This is a genomic window from Microbacterium sp. RD1 (assembly GCF_052220165.1).
Lineage (GTDB): Bacteria > Actinomycetota > Actinomycetes > Actinomycetales > Microbacteriaceae > Microbacterium.
In genome coordinates this window covers 141,440-163,639 of record NZ_JBQPOL010000003.1, presented here as the reverse complement: position 1 = coordinate 163,639, position 22,200 = coordinate 141,440, and the positions used below count along the sequence as shown (strand labels likewise).

19 protein-coding genes are annotated in these 22,200 nt (G+C 72.3%); 8 read left to right on the top strand and 11 right to left on the bottom strand.

All coding sequences use genetic code 11. The features are described 5' to 3' along the window. Positions 1–45 precede the first annotated feature (45 nt). The gene (locus tag ACTU3I_RS15270) at positions 46–216 is read left to right on the top strand and encodes a DUF3117 domain-containing protein (protein WP_124293549.1); all 171 of its coding nucleotides are present in this window, start codon (positions 46–48) and stop codon (positions 214–216) included. Between the two features lie 59 nt (positions 217–275). On the opposite strand, the gene ACTU3I_RS15265 is transcribed toward ACTU3I_RS15270, so the two are convergent. Continuing rightward, entirely contained in the window at positions 276–914 is a 639-nt protein-coding gene (locus ACTU3I_RS15265) for an O-methyltransferase (RefSeq protein ID WP_442926568.1), read from the bottom strand. A gap of 71 nt (positions 915–985) precedes the next feature. On the opposite strand from ACTU3I_RS15265, the gene ACTU3I_RS15260 reads away from it, so the two are divergent. Continuing rightward, complete coding sequence (locus tag ACTU3I_RS15260; protein ID WP_442926567.1) at positions 986–1,366, top strand: Sec-independent protein translocase TatB; 381 nt, start codon at positions 986–988, stop codon at positions 1,364–1,366. Between the two features lie 100 nt (positions 1,367–1,466). On the opposite strand, the gene ACTU3I_RS15255 is transcribed toward ACTU3I_RS15260, so the two are convergent. From ACTU3I_RS15255 to ACTU3I_RS15240, 4 genes are all read right to left on the bottom strand, one after another. Then, complete coding sequence (locus ACTU3I_RS15255; RefSeq protein WP_442926566.1) at positions 1,467–2,996, bottom strand: carboxylesterase/lipase family protein; 1,530 nt, start codon at positions 2,994–2,996, stop codon at positions 1,467–1,469. Positions 2,997–3,464: 468 nt separating this feature from the next. Further along, on the bottom strand, positions 3,465–4,619 hold the full coding sequence (locus tag ACTU3I_RS15250; RefSeq protein WP_442926565.1) for an Mrp/NBP35 family ATP-binding protein: 1,155 nt from the start codon (positions 4,617–4,619) through the stop codon (positions 3,465–3,467). Then, entirely contained in the window at positions 4,616–5,143 is a 528-nt protein-coding gene (locus tag ACTU3I_RS15245) for a DUF1003 domain-containing protein (protein ID WP_442926564.1), read from the bottom strand. The genes ACTU3I_RS15250 and ACTU3I_RS15245 overlap by 4 nt, the downstream gene beginning before the upstream one ends. Next, on the bottom strand, positions 5,143–6,453 hold the full coding sequence (locus ACTU3I_RS15240; protein ID WP_442926563.1) for a magnesium transporter MgtE N-terminal domain-containing protein: 1,311 nt from the start codon (positions 6,451–6,453) through the stop codon (positions 5,143–5,145). Before ACTU3I_RS15240 ends, ACTU3I_RS15245 begins: the two co-directional genes overlap by 1 nt. Before the next feature lie 66 nt (positions 6,454–6,519). Between ACTU3I_RS15240 and ACTU3I_RS15235 the strand changes: the two genes are divergently transcribed. Then, positions 6,520–7,206 carry a general stress protein gene (locus tag ACTU3I_RS15235; protein ID WP_442926562.1) on the top strand — a complete coding sequence of 229 codons (687 nt, stop codon included), beginning with the start codon at positions 6,520–6,522 and terminating at the stop codon, positions 7,204–7,206. Continuing rightward, on the top strand, positions 7,203–7,877 hold the full coding sequence (locus ACTU3I_RS15230) for an alpha/beta hydrolase family protein (protein ID WP_442926561.1): 675 nt from the start codon (positions 7,203–7,205) through the stop codon (positions 7,875–7,877). Before ACTU3I_RS15235 ends, ACTU3I_RS15230 begins: the two co-directional genes overlap by 4 nt. Before the next feature lie 5 nt (positions 7,878–7,882). On the opposite strand, the gene ACTU3I_RS15225 is transcribed toward ACTU3I_RS15230, so the two are convergent. Beyond that, entirely contained in the window at positions 7,883–9,319 is a 1,437-nt protein-coding gene (locus ACTU3I_RS15225; RefSeq protein WP_442926560.1) for an aminopeptidase P family protein, read from the bottom strand. Between the two features lie 32 nt (positions 9,320–9,351). Continuing rightward, on the bottom strand, positions 9,352–10,383 hold the full coding sequence (locus ACTU3I_RS15220) for an endonuclease/exonuclease/phosphatase family protein (protein ID WP_442926559.1): 1,032 nt from the start codon (positions 10,381–10,383) through the stop codon (positions 9,352–9,354). An 82-nt stretch (positions 10,384–10,465) separates the two neighbouring features. Here ACTU3I_RS15220 and ACTU3I_RS15215 point away from each other — a divergent pair, with 82 nt between their 5' ends. Beyond that, the gene (locus ACTU3I_RS15215) at positions 10,466–11,329 is read left to right on the top strand and encodes a PHP domain-containing protein (RefSeq protein WP_442926558.1); all 864 of its coding nucleotides are present in this window, start codon (positions 10,466–10,468) and stop codon (positions 11,327–11,329) included. A 92-nt stretch (positions 11,330–11,421) separates the two neighbouring features. On the opposite strand, the gene ACTU3I_RS15210 is transcribed toward ACTU3I_RS15215, so the two are convergent. Further along, on the bottom strand, positions 11,422–12,852 hold the full coding sequence (locus ACTU3I_RS15210) for a DEAD/DEAH box helicase (protein ID WP_442926557.1): 1,431 nt from the start codon (positions 12,850–12,852) through the stop codon (positions 11,422–11,424). 148 nt (positions 12,853–13,000) lie between these two features. Here ACTU3I_RS15210 and ACTU3I_RS15205 point away from each other — a divergent pair, with 148 nt between their 5' ends. Beyond that, entirely contained in the window at positions 13,001–13,717 is a 717-nt protein-coding gene (locus ACTU3I_RS15205) for a ferritin-like fold-containing protein (protein WP_442926556.1), read from the top strand. 94 nt (positions 13,718–13,811) lie between these two features. On the opposite strand, the gene ACTU3I_RS15200 is transcribed toward ACTU3I_RS15205, so the two are convergent. Both ACTU3I_RS15200 and ACTU3I_RS15195 read right to left on the bottom strand, forming a co-directional pair. Beyond that, positions 13,812–14,102: a hypothetical protein gene (locus tag ACTU3I_RS15200; RefSeq protein ID WP_442926555.1), complete on the bottom strand. Its 291-nt coding sequence runs from the start codon at positions 14,100–14,102 to the stop codon at positions 13,812–13,814. A 4-nt stretch (positions 14,103–14,106) separates the two neighbouring features. Continuing rightward, positions 14,107–14,331, bottom strand: a complete 225-nt coding sequence (locus ACTU3I_RS15195; protein ID WP_442926554.1) for a DUF3107 domain-containing protein — start codon at positions 14,329–14,331, stop codon at positions 14,107–14,109. Positions 14,332–14,460: 129 nt separating this feature from the next. Between ACTU3I_RS15195 and ACTU3I_RS15190 the strand changes: the two genes are divergently transcribed. Together ACTU3I_RS15190 and ACTU3I_RS15185 are read left to right on the top strand one after the other, a co-directional pair. Beyond that, positions 14,461–17,589: an ATP-dependent helicase gene (locus tag ACTU3I_RS15190; RefSeq protein WP_442926553.1), complete on the top strand. Its 3,129-nt coding sequence runs from the start codon at positions 14,461–14,463 to the stop codon at positions 17,587–17,589. Further along, entirely contained in the window at positions 17,586–20,864 is a 3,279-nt protein-coding gene (locus ACTU3I_RS15185; protein ID WP_442926552.1) for an ATP-dependent DNA helicase, read from the top strand. The genes ACTU3I_RS15190 and ACTU3I_RS15185 overlap by 4 nt, the downstream gene beginning before the upstream one ends. Here ACTU3I_RS15185 and ACTU3I_RS15180 read toward each other — a convergent pair. After that, complete coding sequence (locus tag ACTU3I_RS15180; RefSeq protein ID WP_442926551.1) at positions 20,848–22,164, bottom strand: phosphotransferase; 1,317 nt, start codon at positions 22,162–22,164, stop codon at positions 20,848–20,850. The genes ACTU3I_RS15185 and ACTU3I_RS15180 overlap by 17 nt on opposite strands. Positions 22,165–22,200: the final 36 nt, after the last annotated feature.

The following is a 22,200-nucleotide window of genomic DNA, read 5'->3' as shown; positions in this document are numbered from 1 at the left end:
GCGCACGATAAACTGGGAGAGACCTATGACGAAAGGGAGCCCGCGATGGCAGCCATGAAGCCGCGAACCGGTGACGGACCGATGGAGGCCGTGAAGGAGGGGCGTCTCATCATCGTCCGTGTACCCCTGGAAGGTGGAGGCCGCCTGGTCGTCTCGGTGAACGATGCCGAGGCGAAGGAACTCTACGATGTGCTCGGCGAGGTGGTCGGCGCCTGACGCCCCGCTTCGAACGATGACGGCCGGTCCGAGAGGGCCGGCCGTCGCCGTGTCCGGCGTCAGCGCGGGTCGGCCAGCGTCGTCAGCTGCAGGAGGCCCTCGCCCGAGGTCGACAGTGCGCCGATGACGGCGGGGGAGGACTGCGTCTCCTGGATGAGCGAGCGGTACGCGGTCGTCAGCGAATCACGGCGAACCGGGTCTGCCACGGCGCCGCCGGCGAGGACGCGGGGCACGAGCACCGTTCCGCCGGCGCGCACCAGGCGGAGGCCGTGCTCGACGTACTCGATGACGCCCTCCGGCTCGGCGTCGACGAACACGATGTCGTACGACGCCTCGTTCATGCGGGGGAGGACGTCGGCGGCTCGACCGGTGATGAAGCGGGCGCGCGCGGCGGGTATCCGCGCCTCCGCGAACGCCGCCCGCGCAGCGCCGAGGTGCTCGGGCTCGCTGTCGATCGTCGTCAGCGTCGCGCGGGGCGAGCCGTGCAGCAGCCACAGTCCGGAGACGCCACCGCCCGTGCCGATCTCGACGATGTTGAGAGCGCGGGATGCCGCCGCCAGCAGGGCCGTCTGCGCACCGACCGGCGGGCTGATCGGATCGGCGCCGAGCTCGAGCGCGTGGGCACGAGCTCGCGCGATGTGCTCCGGTTCCACCGTCGCCTCGAGCACGAATCGTTGATTCGCATCAGAACCGCTCATCCCGACCTCCGCCGCCAGCGTACGCGGCGTTCTCCACCCGGCGACTGAGGCGCGACGGGTAACCTGAAGTCATGTTCTTCGGGCTCACGATCGAGAAGCTGCTGGTGATCGGTGTGATCGCAGCGCTCCTGATCGGGCCCGAGCGTCTGCCGCGATATGCGGAAGGCCTCGCACGTTTCGCCCGTCGCGCGCGGGAGATGCTTCAGGGCGCCCGTTCGCGCATGCGCGAGGAGATGGGGCCCGACTTCGACGACGTCGACTGGCGCAAGCTCGACCCCCGCCAGTACGACCCTCGCCGCATCATCCGCGAGGCTCTGCTGGATGACGCGCCCGTCGCGACCGTCCGTGCCGCCGGTGCCGCCGGCGCTGCGGCAGCGGCAGGTGCGCCGCCCACGGCGCCGACGCCGTTCCGTGCCGGCGACCCGCCGCCGTTCGACTCCGAAGCCACCTGACGTCCGCGGCCGGCGCTGCCTCGCTGTGCCTCTGCGGGGTGAGAGGCGGTCGCAGGCCGGCCTGACCACCATGTCGTCGCAGCCTCTCTGCTCGGCGACGTTACGGGAATGCGAGCGGTGCCGCCCCCCACGTCGCCCGGTCGGCGGCATCGAGGTCGCTGACGACCGAGTCGACGCGGTCGATGCGCAGCGACCGCCGATCGGGGGCGGTGTACGCAGGCCATGCCGGGCCGGTGTCGGCGTCGGGCGTGCCGGTCGTCGCGAATCGCCGCCACCGCTGCTGCATCCGTGCGGACAGCGCGCGGCCGGTACGCAATCCGCCCAGGCGGAAGGTGATGTCCTTCGGGCCGCCGACGAGGTTCCCCCACACGTAGGGCAGCTCGGTGCCATGGCTCGCGCCGATCCCGAGGAGGCGGAGCATCGGGGTGGCCCAGTCGAAGCGGTAGAGGTAGGTCGGGGCGACGGCGCTGTGGCCCTCGGCGATCCACACCGCGGGCATCCGGAACGCCAGGTCGCGGGAGATCGCCGGGCCCCGCGCTGACGAGCGGAGCCCGGCGTAGGCGGCAGCGATCTCGGCGTCGTCGGGCACCTCGAGCTCGGGCCGCTCCGCGCGGAGGTCGGCGGTCATCTCGGCCAGCGCCGTGGCACTGACCGGCAGCAGCGGGGACTTGACCCGGGTGAACAGCGACGTCTCGTCGGCATTGGTGCCGAGAAGGAGCGGGACGGGGTGGGCGTCGCCGCGGGAGTAGACCGTCACGGGATGCTCCGGCACGAGGACGCCGTCGACCACCGGGGCGAACGCGAGGGTTCCCGGCTCGCTGACCGGGATCTCGGAGAACAGCTCCATGCCCGCGGCGGTCACCTGTGCTGCGGGGAGGCCCCGCAGCGCCTCGGCGTCATCGGCTCCCAGTTTCTCGAGCAGCTGCCGGGCGATGCGTTCGGAGCGGTCCTGGTCGTACACCGACGTGGCCGGCGACGACTCCGCGATCGCGCGGACGAACAGTCCTCGCGCCGCCGGGACGGTCAGGAGCGTCGTGACGATGCCGCCGCCGGCGGACTCGCCGAAGATCGTGACGGCTCCGGGATCACCGCCGAACCGTGCGATGTTGTCCTGGACCCAGCGCAGCGCCGCCACGACGTCGTGGAGCGCGGGGTTCGCATCGAACCGGCCGGGCTCGCCCAGGCGGGAGAGGTCGGCGAAACCGAGCGCGCCGACGCGGTAGTCGATCGTGACGAGCACGACCTCGCCGGTGTTCACGAGCGCGCGCCCGTCGTACATGTGCTGGGCGGAGCAGCCGAACATGTAGGCCCCGCCGTGGATCCAGACCATCACCGGGCGACGCTCGTCCGCCCCCACGGCGGCCGATGCCCACACGTTCAGAAAGAGGCAGTCCTCGTCCTGGCGGACGTCGGGGGGCATCAGGATGACTGCGTTGCGTGGCTGCACCGACGCGGGCGCGAAGCGCGTGGCATCCGCCGGTTCCGTCCAGGGCTCGGGCGGCTGCGGCGCCCGCCACCGTCGTTCGCCGACGGGCGGTGCCGCGTAGCGGATGCCGCGGAACACCCTGACCCCGTCCTCGATGGCTCCGCGAACCGGCCCGTACGTCGTCTCGACGACCTCATCCGTCACACTGGTCACCCTATGGGCACATCGCCGCGGGGCCGGGGTGCGCAACTCCTCAAGAATGGGGCGGCGGGGGCCGATTCCGCCCGGTTTGGGCGGGTTCGGCGCTGGTTTGAGGAGTTGTGCAGCGGGCTGAGCCGCCGGGCCTGCGGCCGGGGCGCGCGAGGGCGGGGTGCGCAACTCCCGGGCACCGACCGGGCCTGCGGTCGCGGACGCGCACGAGGGCCGGGGTGCGCAACTCCTCAAGAACGGGGCGGCCGGGGCCGATTCGGCCCGATTTCGGGCGGATTCGGGCGGGGTTTGAGGAGTTGTGCAGACTTGTGTCGCGCGCAGCTGGCGAGCGTGGGTCCGTGACGGGGACGAGGCGGCGTGCACAACTCCTCAAGAATCGGCCGGCTGGGCCCGGTTCGGCCGGCTGAGGAGCGGGGTTTGAGGAGTTGTGTCGGCGGGTGAGCCGCGCCACCACCGCGGGGATCACCGGGGGGAGAAGGGCAGCGGGCGGCCGGCGAGCGAGCGCGGACGCGTCGCGAGCGCGGCGGCGAGATCCTCGATCGCGCGGGCGGCGGGATCGGTCGGATCCGACACGACGACGGGCGCGCCGATGTCACCACCCGTGCGCAGCGCCGGGCTGAGCGGGATCGCCACGAGGAGCGGCACCGCCTCGTCCGCGCTGGTCAGCCGCGCCGCGACTTCGGCACCGCCGCCGGCGCCGAACAGGTCCAGCACCGTGCCGTCGGGGAGCGTCATCGGCGACATGTTCTCCACGACGCCGACCACACGCTGCCCGCTCTGGCGCGCCACGAGGCCGCTGCGCACGGCGACGTCGGCGGCCGCCGGTTGCGGTGTCGTGACGACGAGCACCTCGGCAGAGGGGAGGAGCTGACCGACGGAGATCGCGACGTCGCCGGTGCCGGGCGGCATGTCGAGCAGCAGCACGTCGAGATCGCCGAAGAAGACGTCGGTGAGGAATTGCTGCACCGTGCGGTGGAGCATGGGCCCCCGCCACGCCACGGCCCCCGTCGCATCCGCACCGGGGCGACGGAGGAACATGCCGATGGAGATGACCTTCACTCCGTAGGCGACCGGCGGCAGCATGAGGTCGTCGATGCGCGTGGGCGACGGCGGCAGGCCGTCGTCGTCGACCAGGCCGAGAAGCCCCGGAATCGAGAACCCGTGCACGTCGGCGTCAACGAGACCGACCCGCAACCCGCGGGCTGCGAGCGCGACGGCGAGGTTGGCGGTGACGGTGGACTTCCCCACGCCGCCCTTGCCGCTGGTCACCGCGATCACCCGGGTCAGGGAGTCGGGACCGAACGGCATCGTCCGCGCGGCGCGACCGCCCCGGAGTCGAGTCGTGAGCGCAGCGCGCTCGTCAGGCGTCATGACGCCGACGCGCAGCTCGACCCCGGCGATCCCGGGGACGGCGGCGGCCGCCTCGCGCACGTCGCGTTCGATGCGGTCGGCAGCGGGGCACCCGACGATCGTCAACGCGATGCCGACGGAGGCGATGGCGCCGGACACGTCGATCTCGCGCAGCATGTCGAGCTCGGCCAGCGGTCGCCGCAGCTCGGGATCGGACACGGCCCCCACGGCCGCCCGGACGGCTTCGGCCAGGGCCGCATCCGTCACGGGGCGGATGCTTCGCGCTCCGGCTGGTCCAGCTCCTTGAGGAGCGCCTTCAGCTCGGAGCGCAGCGTGTCCTTCGTCAGCACGCCGTCGCTCATGTCACGCACCGCCATCCGCAGGGCCACGATCTCCCGCGCGAGGTACTCGGTGTCGGCGAGGTTGCGCTCTGCCCGCTGACGGTCCTGCTCGATCTGCACGCGGTCGCGGTCGTCCTGACGGTTCTGGGCCAGCAGGATGAGCGGCGCCGCGTACGACGCCTGCAGCGAGAGCACGAGGGTGAGGACGGTGAAGCCGAACTCCTGCGAGTCGAACCGGAGGAAGACCGGCCCGAACGTGTTCCACAGGATCCAGCTCACGCAGAACACCGACAGACCCAGAAGGAACGCCGGCGTCCCCATGTTCCGGGCGATCCACTCGGTGAAGCGGCCGAACCGGTCCCGCGAGGGCTGCGGGGTGCGCGGTGCGAGCATGCCGCCGCGCCCGCGGGGTGCGTCGAGGGAGGCGCTGTTGCGTGGCTGTCGGGCCATCATCGCCTCCGGAGGATCGTCGTGGGTATGGTCTGGGTGGCGGTCGGTCGCACGGTACGACGGGGTCTCGGATCATCCCCGTCGTGCGAACGCCAGTCCTCGGGGAGCAGGTAGTCGAGCATGTCGTCCACGCTGACCGCGCCGACGAGGCGATGTGCGGCGTCCACGACGGGGAGCGAGACGAGGTCGTAGCTGGCGAGGAGGCGCGCGACCTCCGCCGCCGAGGCCGTGGCCGGCACCGGTTCGAGGGTGTCGTCGATGATCGCGCCCAGACGCTCGTGCGGCGGGTAGCGCAGCATCCGCTGGAAGTGCACGGTGCCGAGGAGGCGCCCGGTCGGCGTCTCATACGGCGGGAGGGTGACGAAGACGGATGCGGCCAGCGCCGGGTGCAGCTCGTGCCGGCGGATGAGAGCGAGCGCTTCGGCGACCGTCGCGTCGGCGGAGAGCACGATGGGCTCGGGCGTCATGAGACCGCCGGCGGTGTCGGGGCTGTACTTCAGCAGCGCACGGACGTCGTCGGCCTCTTCGGGCTCCATCAGGTCGAGGAGCTGCTCGAGGCGCTTCTCCGGCAGCTGGCCGAGGAGGTCGGCGGCGTCGTCGGGCTCCATCGCATCGAGGATGTCGGCGGCGCGCTCATCGCCGAGGCGCTCGAGGATGTGCACCTGCTCGTCCTCGGGCATCTCCTCGAGGGCGTCGGCGAGCCGGTCGTCGGAAAGCTCCTCGGCCACCTCGAGCAGGCGTTCCTCCGGGAGGTCGAGCAGCGTGTTGGCGAGATCGGCGGGCTTCAGGTCGGCGTAGGTCGCGACCAGCTGCTCGGCGGACTGCGCCTCACCCGGCGTCTGCTGCTCGCGCACGTCGGCCCACGACGCGAACGTGGTGGGGCCCTTCGCGAAGGGGGATGCGCTGGTCTTCGGACGCCGCAGGAACAGCTGCCCCACGTCCCACTCGCCGAGGCGGCTGCGCTCGATCGCGACGTCTTCGATGACGGCGTCGCCGGAGCCGTCGTTGAGGAACACACGGCGCCCGACGAGCTCGGACAGCACGCGCACCTCGCCGCCGCGCTGTTGGAAGCGGCGCACATTGATGAGGCCGGTCGTGATCACCTGTCCGCTCGCGATCGAGGTGACGCGTCCGATGGATAGGAAGACGTGCCGGCGGCCGGGGATCTCCACGACGAGGCCGACCACGCGAGGCGGGTCGGCGGCGCGGTAGATGACGACCACGTCGCGCACTCTGCCCAGCCGATCGCCGGCAGGGTCGAACACCGCGCACCCGGCCAGGCGCGCGACGAAGACCCTCTGCGTGCTCACGCTCCCAGCGTAGTCCCGGGCACCCCCGAGACCGGTGCGCGCGAGGCCGCGTGCCAAGATGGACAGATGAGCATGCTCGGTGGTCGCGTCCCTCCTGGCCGCGAGTCGGTGGGGGAGACCGTCGCCGCCTACCCGACGTATGAGGCTGCGCAGAAGGCGGTCTCCGCCCTGATCGCGGCCGAGATCCCCGCGCGCGACATCGCGATCGTCGGGCAGGATCTGCGCTCCGTCGAGCGGGTCACGGGGCGGCTCGGCTACGCCACTGCGGCCCGGTCGGGTGCCGTCAACGGACTCTTCCTCGGCCTGCTCTTCGCCTTCATCTTCGTCCTGGGCACGCCCACGGTGCAGATCGCCGTCTTCCTGGGCGTTCTGCTGGTCGGCATCGCGATCGGCATGATCTTCAGCCTCGTGATGTACTCCATCGTCCGTCGTCGCCGCGATTTCGCGTCGGTCATGCAGGTGACCGCCGAGCGGTACGAGGTGTGCGTCCTGCCGACGAGCCTGGCCCGCGCACGCTCCACGCTGGGGCCGGTGACGCAGGTCGCCGCCCCGCCTCGCCCGGAGCCGGAAGACGCCGAGCCGCCGCGGTACGGCGAGCGTCTCCCCGCCCCCGGCCCGGATGCTCCGTCGTCGCCGGGCGGTGCGCCCGAGCCGGCGACGCCGGCGCCGTCAACCGATGAGCCGCCGGCTCCGGGACCGACGGCCGCAGACCCCGAGCAGCCCCCGCGGTACGGAGAGCGTCGCAGCGGATGACGGCGGAGTCCGTCGGCATCGCCGTCGAGCTGCCGGCGGGACCGGTGACCGTGCCCGCGGACTACGCCCGTCCGCCCGGTGCGAGGGCAACGATCGCGCTCACCCACGGCGCGGGTTCAGGGCGCGAGCATCCGTTCCTCGTCGGCCTCGCCTCCGCGCTGAACGATGCCGGCCTCGCGACGCTGCGCTTCGATCTGCCCTATCGGGCTGCCGGACGCCGGATGCCGGGGCCGCCGGCGCACGCCGTCGCGGCATGGCGCGACGCGATGGCCTGGCTCGAGGCCGCCGCGGCGCCGGGACCTCTCTGGGCATCCGGAAAGTCCTACGGCGGGCGCATGGCGTCCGTGGCCGCCGCGGAGCGGGCGATCGCCCCGGCAGGCCTGGTGTACCTCGGCTATCCGCTGCATCCGCCGGGGCAGCCGGACAAGGCCCGCACCGCCCACCTTCCCGACGTCCTCCCTCCGCAGCTGTTTCTGTCGGGGACGGGCGACCCTTTCGTGGACCCGCATTCCCAACTCGAGGAGGCGGTCGCGGCGTGTCGTCAGGCCCGCCTCGTGTGGATCGAGGGCGGCAACCACTCCTTCGAGGTGAAGGGTCGCCGGCGTCCCGCCGCGGAGATCGGCGCCGCGCTCGCCGAACACGTCGCGGCGTTCGTCGGCGAACTGTCCTGACGGCGTCAGCCGGAGCGTCCGCCTCGGGCGATCCAGGCTTCGACCTCGTCGGCCGTGCGCGGAAGCGCCGCGGAGAGGTTGACGGGGCCGTCGACGGTCATGAGGATGTCGTCCTCGATGCGCACGCCGATCCCGCGGTACTCGGCCGGGACCGTGAGGTCGTCGGTCTGGAAGTACAGCCCGGGCTCGATCGTGAACACCATGCCGGGTTCGAGCTCCCCGTCGTAGTACATGTCGCGTCGCGCCTGTGCGCAGTCGTGCACGTCCAGGCCCAGGTGATGGCTCGTGCCGTGCACCATGTACCGCCGGTGCTGTCCGCCGGTGTCGGCATCCAGCGCCTCCTCCGCCGTCACCGGGAGGAGACCCCATTCTGCGACGCGGCGCGCGATGACCTCCATGGCCGCTTCGTGGACGCGCCGGAACTTCACCCCCGGCCTGGCCGTGCGGAAGGCGGCGTCGGCTGCCTCACGCACGGTCTCGTAGACCTTCCGCTGCACGTCCGTGAACCGGCCGTCGACGGGGATGGTGCGGGTGATGTCGGCCGTGTAGAGGCTCTCGACCTCCACCCCGGCGTCGATGAGGATGAGGTCGCCGGGGAGCACGGCGCCGTCGTTGCGGGTCCAGTGCAGGTAGCACGCGTGCGGCCCCGAGGCGGCGATCGTGTCGTAGCCCTCGGTGTTGCCGTCGGTGCGCGCCCGGGTGTGGAAGACGCCCTCGACGACCCGTTCGCCGCGCGGGGAGGCGATGATGCGAGGGAGGTCGGCGATGATGTCGTCGAACCCCCGCGCGGTGACGTCGACGGCCGACTGCAGCTGCGCGATCTCGAAGTCGTCCTTCACCAGGCGCAGCTCGGAGACGAAGCGTGTGAGGTCGGGATCCTCGTCGAGCACGAGGTCGTCCTCGCGCGGCTCGAACGTGTCGATGTGCGCGGTCGGGAGGTCGAGATCGGCCGACACCGCCGACAGCGCCGGGCGCGGACCGATCCAGAACTCGCCGATGGACGCGTCGGCGTAGAACTCCGCAGTCGTGCGGTCGGCGCGCTCGCGGAAGTAGAGCGTCACATCGTGGCCGCCTTCGCGCGGGTCGAAGACGAGCACGGCGCCCGGCTCGGCATCCGCCCCCCACGCGGTGAGGTGGGCGAAGGCGGAATGCGCGCGGAAAGGGTAGTCGGTGTCGTTGCTGCGCTGCTTGGCGTCGCCCGCGGGGAGCACGAGCCGCGCGCCGGGGAAGGCTCGGGACACCGCGTCTCGGCGCCGGGAGGCCTCGACGGCCCCCGCGCGGCACGGCGGGGTCGATTCGGGACGGTCGGCCCAGCCCTCGGAGATCGACTCGAGGAAGCCCTGCGGAAACGGCTGACGGCGGTTCGTGACGGTCGTCGCCGCGGCCGTGGTCTCGGTGGTCGTGTCGCTCGTGGCGGTACCGCTGTCGGCTGGAATGTCCATGCCCTCCAGTCTGTCACCGGGCGGCGCGACGATCACCCGCCGGCCGGCTCCAACTGCACCACCAGGGGACGGTGATCGCTTCCGGAGCCGTCGAGCGACTTGAGAACCGCCGAACCGGTCGGACGCCACTCGGGCGAGACGAGGATGTGGTCGATCGGTGCGCCGAGGAGCGTCGGAACCCGGGTCGACCAGGTCCCCACGCCACCGTTGCCGGTCTCAGATGCGGCGTCGTGGCACCGGCCGAGCACACCTCCGTCGACGCCGAGGCCGTCCATGTGATCGATAGTGGCGTTGAAATCGCCCGCGAGGATGACGTTCGCGCTGGCGCACTGGTCGGCCAGCCACCGGAGATCGTTCGCCCAGCTGTCCATGTAGTCCTGGCGCGGAGCGACCGCGTGCGCCGCGACAACGATGGGCCCCTCGCCGTCGACGGGCATCGCAACGGCACTCGGGACGGTGGAGGTGTTGCTGGAGCCGTCCTGCGACGATTCGATGACGGCGTAGTCGCCGAGCTCGGGGGAGATGAGGAGGGTCGTCGACGTCGCATCCCACCCGTCGACGCCGTACTCGCCGTAGGCGGCATGATGCGCCCACATCGGGCTGCCGCGGTCGCGCATCGCGATCGCCACCTGCTCGCCGGTCTCGATCGTCGTCTCGGGCAGCGTCACGATGTCGGCAGCCATCGCTATCGCGATCTGCGCGATCGTGTCGGCCGTCGTGGCCGACCCGGCCGTGTTCCACGTGAGGACTCGGATGGCGCCGGGGGTCTTCTCGGGAAGAGTGTCGCTGCCTGAGCCGCGGGCGACGAGGATGCCGGCGTTGGCGACGCCGGCGAGGAGGGCGATGACGGCCAGCGTCAGCGCGAAGGCGCGCAGCGGCCGCGCCAGCGCAAGGAGGAGCGCGAGGAGGAACGCCGCGCCGAAGGCCAGTGCCAGCGGCCCGCGGAAGGCGATCACCTGGGCCACGGGGAAGGTGCGTTCGAGGTGGAGCAGCTGCGGCCACGTCAGCACCATCGCGGCGACGGCGCAGGCACCGGCTACGAGAACGGCCAGCACGCGACGCACGCCGCCGACTCTAGAACAGCACCCTGGGAGATCGGCGGGCGCGACGCCGAGGAGGCCCGATCCGCCGCGCTACGCTCGGGGGGTGCAGTCGCGTCCCCGTTTCGAAGGTCCCAGCGACCTGCACCTGCATTCGTCCGCATCCGACGGCACCGAACCGCCGGCGGAGGTGATGGCGGCGGCGCACCGCGCCGGCCTTCGCACCGTCGCCCTCACGGACCACGACACGACGCAGGGATGGGCCGAGGCCGCCGACGCCGCGACGTCGCTGGGGATGACGTTCATTCCCGGCATGGAGCTGTCGGCGCGGCACCAGTGGCGAAGCATCCATCTGCTCGCCTACCTCATCGACCCCGACGACGTCGAGCTGCGTGCGCTCACCGATCGCATCCGCGCCTCGCGCCTGGACCGCGCGCGATTGATGGCCGACCGCATCGGCGAGGACTACGACCTCGGCTGGGACGACATCCTCGAGCAGACCTCCGACGGTGCCACCGTCGGGCGCCCCCACATCGCGGATGCGCTCGTGGCGCGCGGCGTCGTCCGCGATCGGACGGAAGCCTTCGCCGGCATCCTCAGCCCGCAGGGCGATTACTACGTCGCGCTGTACGCCCCCGATCCGGTCACCGCCGTGACGCTGCTCTCTCGCGCCGGGGGCGTGCCGATCATCGCCCATCCAGCCGGACGCGCCGGGCTTCTCCCCGACCCGCTGCTGTCGGACATGCTCGCCGCAGGGCTGGCGGGATTCGAGCTCGGCCATCGGGAGAACCGCGCCGGGGCGACGCGGTCGCTGCGGCGCGTCGCCGATGAGCGGGATCTCATCGTCACCGGGTCCAGCGACTACCACGGGCTGGGCAAGCCCAATCAGCCGGGGGAGAACACGACGAGTGACGCGATGGTCGCCCGCATCCTCGCCGCGGGCACGGGGAGCGCTCCGGTCTACCCCTAGCGTGCGGGCGGGCGTCGGGAACAGGCGAAACGCCCGAAACAGGACGAAACCGCCCTGAACATTCCTGTTCTGGGCGGTTCTCCTGATACCGGTCAGGCGGCGGGAGCGCCGTCGGCGCGCGATCCGCCGCGGCGACGACGGCGCCGGCGCGGCGCGGAGTTGCCGTCGTGATGCTCCTTGCCGCCGCCGTCGTGCGTGCCGGCACCCGCAGGACCGGCCGTCGGTGCCGACTCGCCGGACTCGCCGCCCGAGCGCCGGCGACGACGCTGGCGCGGGGCATCCGCGGACGCCTCGGCGGGCTTCTTCGCGGCGGGTCGCTCTGACGACGCCTTCGGCGCCGTCACCAGGCGGCCCTTGGTGCCCTCGGGGATGTCGAGGTCGGTGTACAGGTGCGGGCTGGACGAGTACGTCTCGACCGGCTCGGGCTGGCCGAACTCGAGCGCCCGGTTGATGAGCGCCCACTTGTGCAGGTCGTCCCAGTCGACGAACGTCACGGCGATACCGGTCTTGCCCGCGCGGCCGGTGCGGCCGGCGCGGTGGAGGTAGGCCTTCTCGTCGTCGGGGATGGTGTGGTTGATGACGTGGGTGACGTCGTCGACGTCGATGCCGCGGGCGGCGACGTCGGTGGCGATGAGCACGTCCTTCTTGCCGGCCTTGAACGCCGCCATCGACCGTTCGCGGGCCTCCTGGCTCATGTCGCCGTGCACCGCCGCGACGTTGAAGCCGCGGTCGCCGAGCTCGTCCATCAGTTTCTGCGCTGCGCGCTTGGTGCGCGTGAAGATGACAGTCTTGCCGCGGCCGTCGGCCTGCAGGATACGGGCGATGACCTCGTCCTTGTCCAGCGAGTGCGCGCGATAGACGAGGTGACGGATGTTGGCCTGCGTGAGGCCCTCGTCGGGGTCGGTGGCGCGGATGTGGATCGGGTTCGACATGAACCGGCGCGCGAGCGTCACGATCAGGCCCGGCATCGTGGCCGAGAAGAGCTGCGTGTGACGCACCGCCGGCAGCTTGGTGAAGATCTTCTCGATGTCGGGGAGGAAGCCGAGATCGAGCATCTTGTCGGCCTCGTCGAGGACGACCTCGGTCGCGTGCGAGAGGTCGAGGAGCCGCTGGTTGTTCAGGTCGATGAGGCGCCCCGGGGTGCCCACGACGATCTGCGCGCCCGCCTTGAGCTGGTCGATCTGGCCCTCGTAGGCCTTTCCGCCGTAGATCGCCACGACGCTCGTCGCGCGGTTCGAGGTCAGCATGTCCATGTCCTCGTACACCTGTACCGCGAGCTCACGTGTCGGCACGACGATGAGCGCCTTCACTCCGGGGGCGGGGTCGAGGCCGAGGCGCTGGACAACGGGGATGCCGAACCCGAAGGTCTTGCCCGTTCCCGTTTTCGCCTGGCCGATGATGTCCTGGCCGGGGAGCCCCAGCGGGATCGTCTGCTCCTGGATGGGAAAGGCGTCCACGATGCCCTTCGACGCGAGCGCGTCGACGATGTCCTGGTCCACGCCGAGTTCGGCGAAGGTCGTCACGATAATGCCTGTCCGGCGGTGCGAAGCCGCCTTGGTAGAGGGTCCACGCCCTTCCACTCAGCCACAGGCGCGGGTCCCCGATCCGATGCCGGGGTGCTTCCAGGATACCGGCACGACGCGCGCGACCCGTGCGCCTAGGCTGTACCCCGTGTTCGAGTGGTTGCGTCGGCGTCGCCGCCCCGAGGGGCGCACGATCACGCTGCGTTCGCGCGGCGACTTCGGAGAGGCGACCCGCGTCGATTTCGAGGAGCTGGCCCCGGATGCCGACACCTACCTCGGACAGGCCGCCTACCTGCAGCTGGGCTTCTTCGAGACGCTGAGCGAACTGATCGCTTCGACGCCCGAGCTGGCCCAGAAGGAGGCGCTCTCACGAGCCGCCGGCGCCGCCCTGCGCAAGCACGAGGAGCTCGTCGCGCTGATCCGCGAGCGCGGCGGCGACCCGACGGCGGTCATGCTGCCCTTCCGGGAGGAGCTCGATGGCTTCCGCCGCGCCACGCACGGCTCCCGCCCGCAGGAGACGATGCTCTCGGTGCACATCACGGCCGGCATGCTCGACGACTTCTACCTCGCGCTGTCGTCGAGCTACGGCGACACCGGACGCCGTGTCGCTCGCATCCTGCAGGCGGACGATGACCGATCGGCCATCGTCGAGATCACGCAGCAGACGATCGCGAGCGACCCCGAGTGGGCGGCGCTCCTGGCCCTCTGGGGGCGCCGACTGGTGGGGGACACGCTTCTCGTCGCGCGTTCGGCGCTTCGCTCGCGCGCCCTCGACGCGGCCGAGGAGGCGCGCGTGGAGCCGGTCTTCACGGAGCTGATGGGCGCGCACGCCCGTCGGATGGACGCGATGGGCCTCGCGGCCTGAGCCGAGCATCCGCGACCGAGCATCGTGTCGCCGAGAGTGCACGGGATTCGGTGCACCCTCGCCGAGGCGATGCGCTCTCGGCGCAGGGAGCGCGTCAGCGCACGCGCAGTCGAGCGCGCGCGTCGGCGTCGCGTCGCGCCCGCGAAGCCGCGAGCGAGAACACGACCGGGATCGTCACCACCGCAGGGACGACGAGCGCCGCGAGCCACAGGAGCGGATTGTCCACGGCCAGCCCGAGCCACGTCAGCACGGTCCATGCCACCGCGGCGGATGCGGCGCCGACGAGCGGCGCGAGAGCCACTCCGCGGGTCAGGCGCTGCGGGGCGACGTAGTGCACCGCGAGGCCCACCACCGCGCCGAGGATGATTCCGAGCAGGATCTGCACGGGCTCAGGCCACGAATCCGACGCGGCGGGACTCCTCCGTGCCGATCTCGATGAAAGCGATGCCGGCGGTGGGCACGATGTAGGCGTTGCCCTTGCTGTCGGTGAAGTTCACGTGCGTGGCGGAGGCGTCCAGAGCTGCGGCGACGGCCTTCTTCACGTCGTCTGCCGACTCCGAGGTCTCGAAGTTGAGCTCGCGGCCGGTGTTCGCGATTCCGATGCGGATCTCCACGGATACTGCCTTCCTGCCGGGGTCCTCCCGGCGCCTCTGCAAGAACTCTATCCGGCCGCGCACACCGCCCGGCCGGGCGCGCAACGCTCTGGGCGAACGACGTCGGAGGCGGCCGGTAGCGTAGCCCGCATGGCATCGGAGGACGTGTTCGTCGCGGACACCGACCTGGATGCCGTGCAGCGCCGCGTCGCCGCGTTCCCGGTCGATGCATCCGGCGTCGTGGTCGGTGCTCCGGGGTCGGGGAAGACGGCGTCGCTGGTGGCCCGTGTGCGTCGGCTCGTGGCATCCGGCGCCGACCCCGACACGCTCCTGGTCCTCACCCCCACGCGCGCGGGTGCGACGGCCATGCGCGATCCGCTGGGCCTCGCTGTCGCCCGCGCGACCGCCGGTCCGCTCGCCCGGTCGCTGGCCTCCTTCGCCTACCACCTGGTGCGCGGCGCCGAAGTGCACGCGGGGGGCGAGCCGCCTCAGCTGCTGACGGGCGCCGACGAAGATCAGATCGTGCAGGACCTCCTCGCCGGCGACGCGGAGGACGAAGCGGCCGGTCTCGTGCGGTGGCCGGAGGATCTGGGACCCGGGATCCGCGCGACACGGGGGTTTCGCAGCGAGGTGCGCGCGTTCCTCGCCGAGTGTACGACGCTCGGGATCGGCGCCGACGCCCTGGACCGTCTCGCCGCGCAGCGCGGCGTTCCGGTGTGGCACGCGCTCGCCGCGTTCCAACGCGACTACGCGCAGGTGCGCTCCGACATGCGCGGCGCGCACCGCGACGCGGCCGGGCTCGTTCGCGAGGCGATCGAGATCCTGACCGCGGCGCCGGCCGGTGCCGCGGTGCTCGGACGGTTCGCGGGTCTGCGAGCGATCCTCGTCGACGACGCGCAGGAGCTCACCGCCGGGGGAGTCGAACTCCTCCGGGCATGCCGTGCCCGCGGTATCGGCGTGGTGGCGTGGGGCGACCCCGATGTCGGATCCGGCACCTTCCGCGGCGCCACCCCCGACAACTTCGCGCGCCTGGCCGGGGACCTCGGCGACATCACGGTGCTCGACACCGCCCACCGCGGCACGCCCGTCCTCGTCGATCTCGTCCGCTCCGTCACCTCGCGTATCGGCGCCGCCGGGGTCGTCGCCCACCGGCGGCCGCCCTCCGGGGCGGACCCCGACGGATCGGTGCGCACCTACCTCGTGCGGTCCCCGGCGGAGGAGTTCGACGCACTCGCCCGGATGCTGCGCGAGAGGCACGTGCTCGACGGGGTGCCGTGGCGGGAGTGCGCGATCATCGCGCACGACTCCCGCCAGGTGGCGGCGTTGGAGGCCGAGCTCGCGGCGCGGGACGTGCCCTCCCGGGCGAGCGGCTCGGGGCCGGCGCTGGGGTCGCAGCGCCCGGTGCGCGACCTGCTCGACGTCGTGGAGCTGGCGTTGCTCGATCCGGCCGATTGGACGGCCGAGATGGTCTCCGATGCGCTCCTGGGGGTTTTCGGCGGGTTGGATCCCGTCGAGCTGCGACGCCTCCGGATGCTGCTGCGATCGGCCGAGGTGTCGGCGGGGGGAGAGCGGACGCCGGCCGAGATGCTCGTGTCGGGGATGCGGCATCCGATCGAGTTCGAGATGCTCGACACCCGCGAGGCCCGCGGTGCCGCCCGTTTCGCCGGTACTCTCGCCGCTCTGCGCGAGCAGCTGACGGAGCAGGCGACCGCTCATGAGCTGATGTGGACCGTGTGGGAGCGCAGCGGCCTGCAGCCCCCGTGGCGCGAGGCGGCCGCCGCAAACGGTCCGCTGGCGGCGCAGGCCGGTCGTGACCTCGACGCCGTGGTCGCGCTCTTCCAAGCGGCGAAGCGCTTCGGCGAGCGCCAGCCGGGGGAGCCGGCCGCCACGTTCGTGCGCGCAGTGCGCGACAGCGACGTCGCCGAGGATCGCCTGGACGATCCGGCACGCGTCGATGCGGTGCACGTGCTGACGCCGGCGGCGGCGGCCGGGCGCTCCTTCGACACCGTGCTCATCGCGGGCCTGCAAGACGGCGTGTGGCCCAACACGCGCCTGCGCGGCAGCATGCTGCAGACCTGGCGTCTGGCGGACGCGGTCCTGCGGCCCGACGCTCCCGATGCCGACACCGGGGACCGTCGACGCCAGGCGCTGCACGACGAGCTGCGGCTGTTCGCCCGATCGCTCTCCCGCGCCCGTTCGCGCGTGATCGTGACGGCGGTGGACGACGACAACACCGGCCCGAGCGTGCTCTTCGAGATGCTCCCGGCCCCCGAGCCGGTGTCGGCGCTGCCGGAGCATCCGCTGTCGCTGCGCGGACTGGTCGCGCAGCACCGCCGGACGCTCACCGCACCGCGGGCAGCGGTCGCTGAGCGACGGCACGCCGCCGCGCAGCTCGCCCTCCTCGCCGCCGCCGACGTCCCCGGCGCCGATCCGACGCAGTGGTACGGGATGCTGGCACCCACCTCCACGGCGCCGCTGCGCGACCTCGACCGCGAGGCCGTGCGCGTGTCGCCCTCTCGCCTCCATGCCCTGGAGGAGTGCCAGCTCGACTGGGTCATCGCCGACCTCGGCGGGGATCGGCAGAGCACGACGGCCGGCATCGGCACCGTGCTCCACGCCGCGCTGGAATCCGTCGACTCCGGCGACGAGGAGGCGCTCTGGGCAGCCGTGGAGTCGCGCTGGAGCGAGCTCGAGTTCGAGGCAGCCTGGCGCGAGCGTGCCGAGCGTGTGCGCGCACGAGACCTCGTCCGCCGACTGGCGCTGTATCTCCGTCGATTCGAGGCCGAGGGAGGCAAGCTGGTCGCCGCAGAACGCCACTTCGAGGTCCCCATCCCCGTCTCGGATGCCGGTGCTCACGGCGCCGTGCTCAGCGGCGACATCGACCGCGTCGAGGTCGCCGCCGACGGATCAGTGTTCATCGTCGACCTCAAGACGGGCAAGAGCGAGCCGCAGACCGCCGCCAAAGTCGCCGACCATCCGCAGCTCGCCGCCTACCAGCTCGCGCACGAGGCCGGAGCCATCGAAGCGGTCGCCGGCATGCCCGCGGGAGGGGCGAAGCTCCTGGTCCTGCGCCCCACCGCGGCCACCGCGGACTATGTCACGCCCACGCAGCCGCCCTTCGACGACGAGCAGCGCGCGGCCTTCGTCTCCCGCATCGATGCCGCCGTGACGGTCATGCGGGGGACGTCGTTCGCCGCTGCCTACGAAGAGCACTGCCGCGACGAATACTCCTATGGCCTGTGTCGCATCCACACCATCTCGGCGGTGAGCGCGTCGTGAGCGCCGCCCTCTCGGCCGCGACGATCGCGGCCGCCCTCGGGCAGTTCCCGCCCACCGCGGAGCAGGTCGCCGTCATCGAGGCCTCCCTGGAGCCGGCGCTCGTGGTGGCCGGTGCGGGAAGCGGCAAGACCGAGACGATGGCCGGGCGCGTCGTATGGCTCGTGGCGAACGGACTCGTCCGCCGCGACGAGGTGCTGGGCTTGACGTTCACGCGCAAGGCCGCGGGCGAGCTGGCCGAGCGCATCGCGCGACGGTTGCAGCGGCTGAGCGAGTTCGAACATCGCGGGCTCCTGCCGCGTCTCCCCGAGCTGCACGCCGCCGGAGAGCTCGATGTCCTCGCCACCCTCGGCGAGGGAGCGCGCGCCGACGCCGAGCGACGACGGATCCTCGACGGACTCGCCCAACGACAGGGCACCGTGGGGGCGGAGGACGACGGCAATGAGATGCTGCACCGACCGACGGTGTCGACGTACAACAGCTTCGCCGACGCGATCGTGCGTGAGCACGGGGTGCGGATCGGCCGGGACTCGGAAGCGGCTGTCCTGTCGGAGTCGGCCGCCTGGCTCCTCATGCGCCGCGTCGTCTTCGCCTCCGACGACCCGCGGCTCGAGGAACGCACCGAGGCGCCGCGCTCCATCATCGACGCGGCCCTTCGGATCGCGCGCGACGGCGTCGACAACCTCGTCGATCTCGACGCCCTCGCCGCCTTTCCTGCGGCGTTCGCCGCCGTTTCGGATCTCCCCTCCGCGCGCACCGGGACCGGCGTGCTCAAGCCCGTCGAGACCGCCGTCGGCAAGGTCGGGGCGCTGGGGATGCTGGCCGATCTCGCGCGCGACTACGCGCGTGAGAAGGATCGCCTCGGCGTGATGGATTTCGCCGACCAGGTCGCGGGCGCGCTGTCGATCGTGCGCGGGCACCCCGGCGTCGCGGAGGAGATCCGTGCGCGCTACCGCGTGGTGCTCCTGGACGAGTACCAGGACACCTCCGTCGTGCAGACCGACCTGCTCGGAACACTGTTCGCCGGGACGGGGGTCATGGCGGTCGGCGACCCGCATCAGGCGATCTACGCGTGGCGCGGCGCGAGCGCCGGCAATCTCGCGGGCTTCCCGGCCGCGTTCGCCTCGGATGGCTCGTGCCTGCGCTACTCCTTGCTCACCAGCTGGCGTAACAGCGCCCGGGTCCTCGATGCGGCCAATGCGGTGCTCGCCCCCCTCGCGCGGGGGTCGGCGGTGAGCGTCGAAGAGCTGCGCCCCCGCCCGAACGCCCCGGAGGGAGAGATCACCGTCGTGTTCGAGCGCGACCTCGACGCGGAGGCCGATCGGGTCGCCGAGTGGTTCGCGGGCATCCGGGCCGCGCGTGCCGCGGACGGACGGCCCACGACCGGGGCGGTCCTGTTCCGCAGCAAGAAGCACATGGTGCGCTTCGGCGATGCGCTCGGCGCGCGCGGCATCCCGCACCGCATCCTGGGCCTCGGCGGACTGCTGTCCACCCCCGAGGTCGTGGACGTCGTCGCCGCCCTCCGCGTGCTGAGTGACCCGGACGCCGGTTCCCCTCTGCTGCGGCTCCTCGCCGGGCCCCGCTGGGCAATCGGTCTGGCAGATCTTCGCGCCCTGGCGCTCCTCGCGCGTCGTCTGGCCACGCACGACGCCGCACTGCAGCCGCTCGGGGCCGATGTCGCGGAGCGGTTGCGCGCGATTCCGGGCGCCGATCGCGCATCGCTCGTGGACGCCCTCGACTTCGTCGCCCGCCAGCCCGACGACCACTCCTGGCTCGCGGATTTCACCGCGCAGGCCCGCGCCCGCCTGCGAAACGCCGGGTCGGTCTTCGCGAGTCTCCGCCGCGCCGCCGGCGCCCCGATCCCCGAGCTGATCCGTCTCATCGAGGGGGAGCTGCGATTGGACCTGGAGCTGGCGTCGAACGAATCGCGGGGCCCGGCGCGCATCGCCTCGGCACAGCTGCGGGCGTTCGTCGATGAGATCTCCGGGTTCCTCGCCGCCGACGAGAGCGGTTCGATAGCGAGCCTCGTGGCCTGGCTCGACCACGCCGAGAAGCTCGACGAGTTCGCGCCGCGCACCGAGCCGCCCGAGGACGACGTGGTGCAGCTGCTGACCATCCACGGGTCCAAGGGCTTGGAATGGGACGCGGTCGCCGTCGTCCGACTGGTGACCGACGAGCTTCCGTCCCTGGCGCGTGACACCGCGGGCTGGCTGGGGTTCGGCATCCTCCCCACCGATTTCCGCGGCGATCGAGCGTGGTTGCCGGAACTGGCCTGGCGCAGTGCCACCACCCAGCAGGAGCTGAAGGCGGCGATCGACGCCTACGTCGCGGCCAACCGGGCGCGTCAGCTGGCGGAGGACCGGCGCCTGGCGTACGTCGCGCTCACGCGGGCGCGTGACCTGCTGCTGTTGTCGGGGTCGAGCTGGGCCGGCACGAAGCGTCCCCGCTCTCGGAGCGACTTCCTCCGCGACGTGGCCGACGCGCTCGATCTGGAGCTGCCTGCCGAGGACGCCGGCGACAACCCCTACGTCGGGGAGCGGCGACTCCTGTCGTGGCCCCTGGATGCGCTCGGCGCCCGTCGCCCGGCTGTCGCCGCGGCGGCGGCAGAGGTGGCCGCCGCCCGGTCGCGTCCGCTTCCCGCGCCGGATCCCGAGACCGAGCTGCTCCTCGCCGAGCGCGCCGCCCGGCTGCGTCCCGGCGAGAGAGCGGCGCCCGTGCGGATCCCCGCATCCCGGTACAAGGAGTACGTGGGCGACTATGCGGCCGCCGTGCAGGCGCTGGACCGCCCGATGCCGGAGCGTCCCTACCGTCAGACGCGCCTGGGGACCCTCTTCCACGCGTGGGTCGAGCAACGCTCCGGTCTGGTCGGGGGAGGGACGGGGCTCGACGATCCGCTGTGGGGCGACGACGAGACGCCCGAGGCGTCACCGGCGGATACCGCCGACCTGGCGCGGCTGCAGGCGAACTTCGAGCGGTCCGAGTGGGCGGCGTTGCAGCCGCTGGAGGTCGAGACCGAGATCGACTACGTCACCGACGACCTCGACGGGCGGCCGCACATCGTCATCTGCAAGCTCGACGCGGTGTACCGTCGCGGCGACCGCATCGAGATCGTCGACTGGAAGACCGGCCGGCCCCCCGCGACGCCCGCGGAACGCCGCGAGCGGATGCTGCAGCTCGAGCTGTATCGGGAGGCCTACGCGCAGCGGCACGGCGTGGCGAGGGAGAACATCGACGTTGCGCTGTTCTACGTCGCCGACGAGCTCATCCTCCGGAGCTGACCCGCGATTCGCCGTCGCGGTTCCACCACTGCAGCGCCGCCCGCGAGGCACGCTCCGCCTCGTCCTCCAGCGCGCTCGCGTTCGCGTCGGCGGCGTCCTCCCCCTGGGGGTCGTCGTCGCGATCGATGGGGAAGCCGACGACGTCGATCGGCGCGGTGGAGGTGTCCTCCGGAGAACGGAGTCCGTCGAGCCCGAAGTCGGGTGCGTCCGCGTCCTCGCCGGTCCGGCCGCGGTCTCGCTCCGCCGCGAGGAACAGCGAGAGCATCTCGGGGTCGTATGTGTCGGTCTGCATCGACGTGACCGGTGCCGCGTCGGTCTCGGGCATCTGCTCGGCGAATGCCAGGGCGGAATCGACATCGACGGGCGTATCGGGGATGAGGCGATCTCCGCGCACACCGTCTGCGAGAGCCTGCAGCAGGGCGACGGCGTCGTCGATCACCGTCTCGTCTCCGCTTTCGACGCCGTGGACCAGCCAGCGCGCGAACTCCAGTTCGGCGTACAGACGCGCGCGCTCGCGGACCAGGCCGTCCGGGGCCCGGCTGGCGTCGGCGGCGTACCCCGAGAACACGTCGTCCGCTGCCTCCGGGGCCGACGCCAGCCACCGGAGGTCCACCGCCGGGTCGCCGACCGAGAGGCCGGACCACTCCAGCACGCCCGTCACCCGGACGCCCTCGCCCTCGTCCTCGAGGAGGAACGACGACGACGTCGCCCCACCCAGCACGACGGCGGACTCGAACCGCCAGAGCTCGTCGTCCTCGAACGCGCGACGCCACCGCTCGGCGAGGCCCTCAGGCGCGCGTCGAGTGCTCTCCACCCGATCGAGGAGCCTCGCGACGTCGTCGCGCACCTGGGACGGCGTGCGGACGGGAAGGCCGTCCGTGCGCACGATCGACGGCGGCAGCGCGTGGACGGCGGCCAGAGCGGCACCGAGAGCCGGGGCGATGCCGGCGCCTTTCGGGACATGGGGCGGCTCGACCCGATAGCCCGGGAGGTAGTCCACGACGAGGACGCGCGCGGCGCCCGAACCCGTCTCCCCCCAGATCTCCGGCGCGCGGAAGGGCAGCAGTGCGCGTACACCCGGAGTGAGGGCGACCAGCGCGCGGGACTCGGCGGCCAGATCGCGCGCGGAGTCCTCGGTCGCGGGCATCCGCACGACTCCGCGCCGGCCGTCTTCGAGCTTCACGACGGCGGCATCGAAGCGACCGGTGCCGCGCTCGGTGAGCGGGCCTGCTCCCACGACCACGGCACGAGGAAGAGCGGCCGTCACCGACGCGGCTAGAGTGAAGGGTGAGCGTGCCATGCGCCCAGGGTAGGACGGGCACGCGGTCCCGCCCCC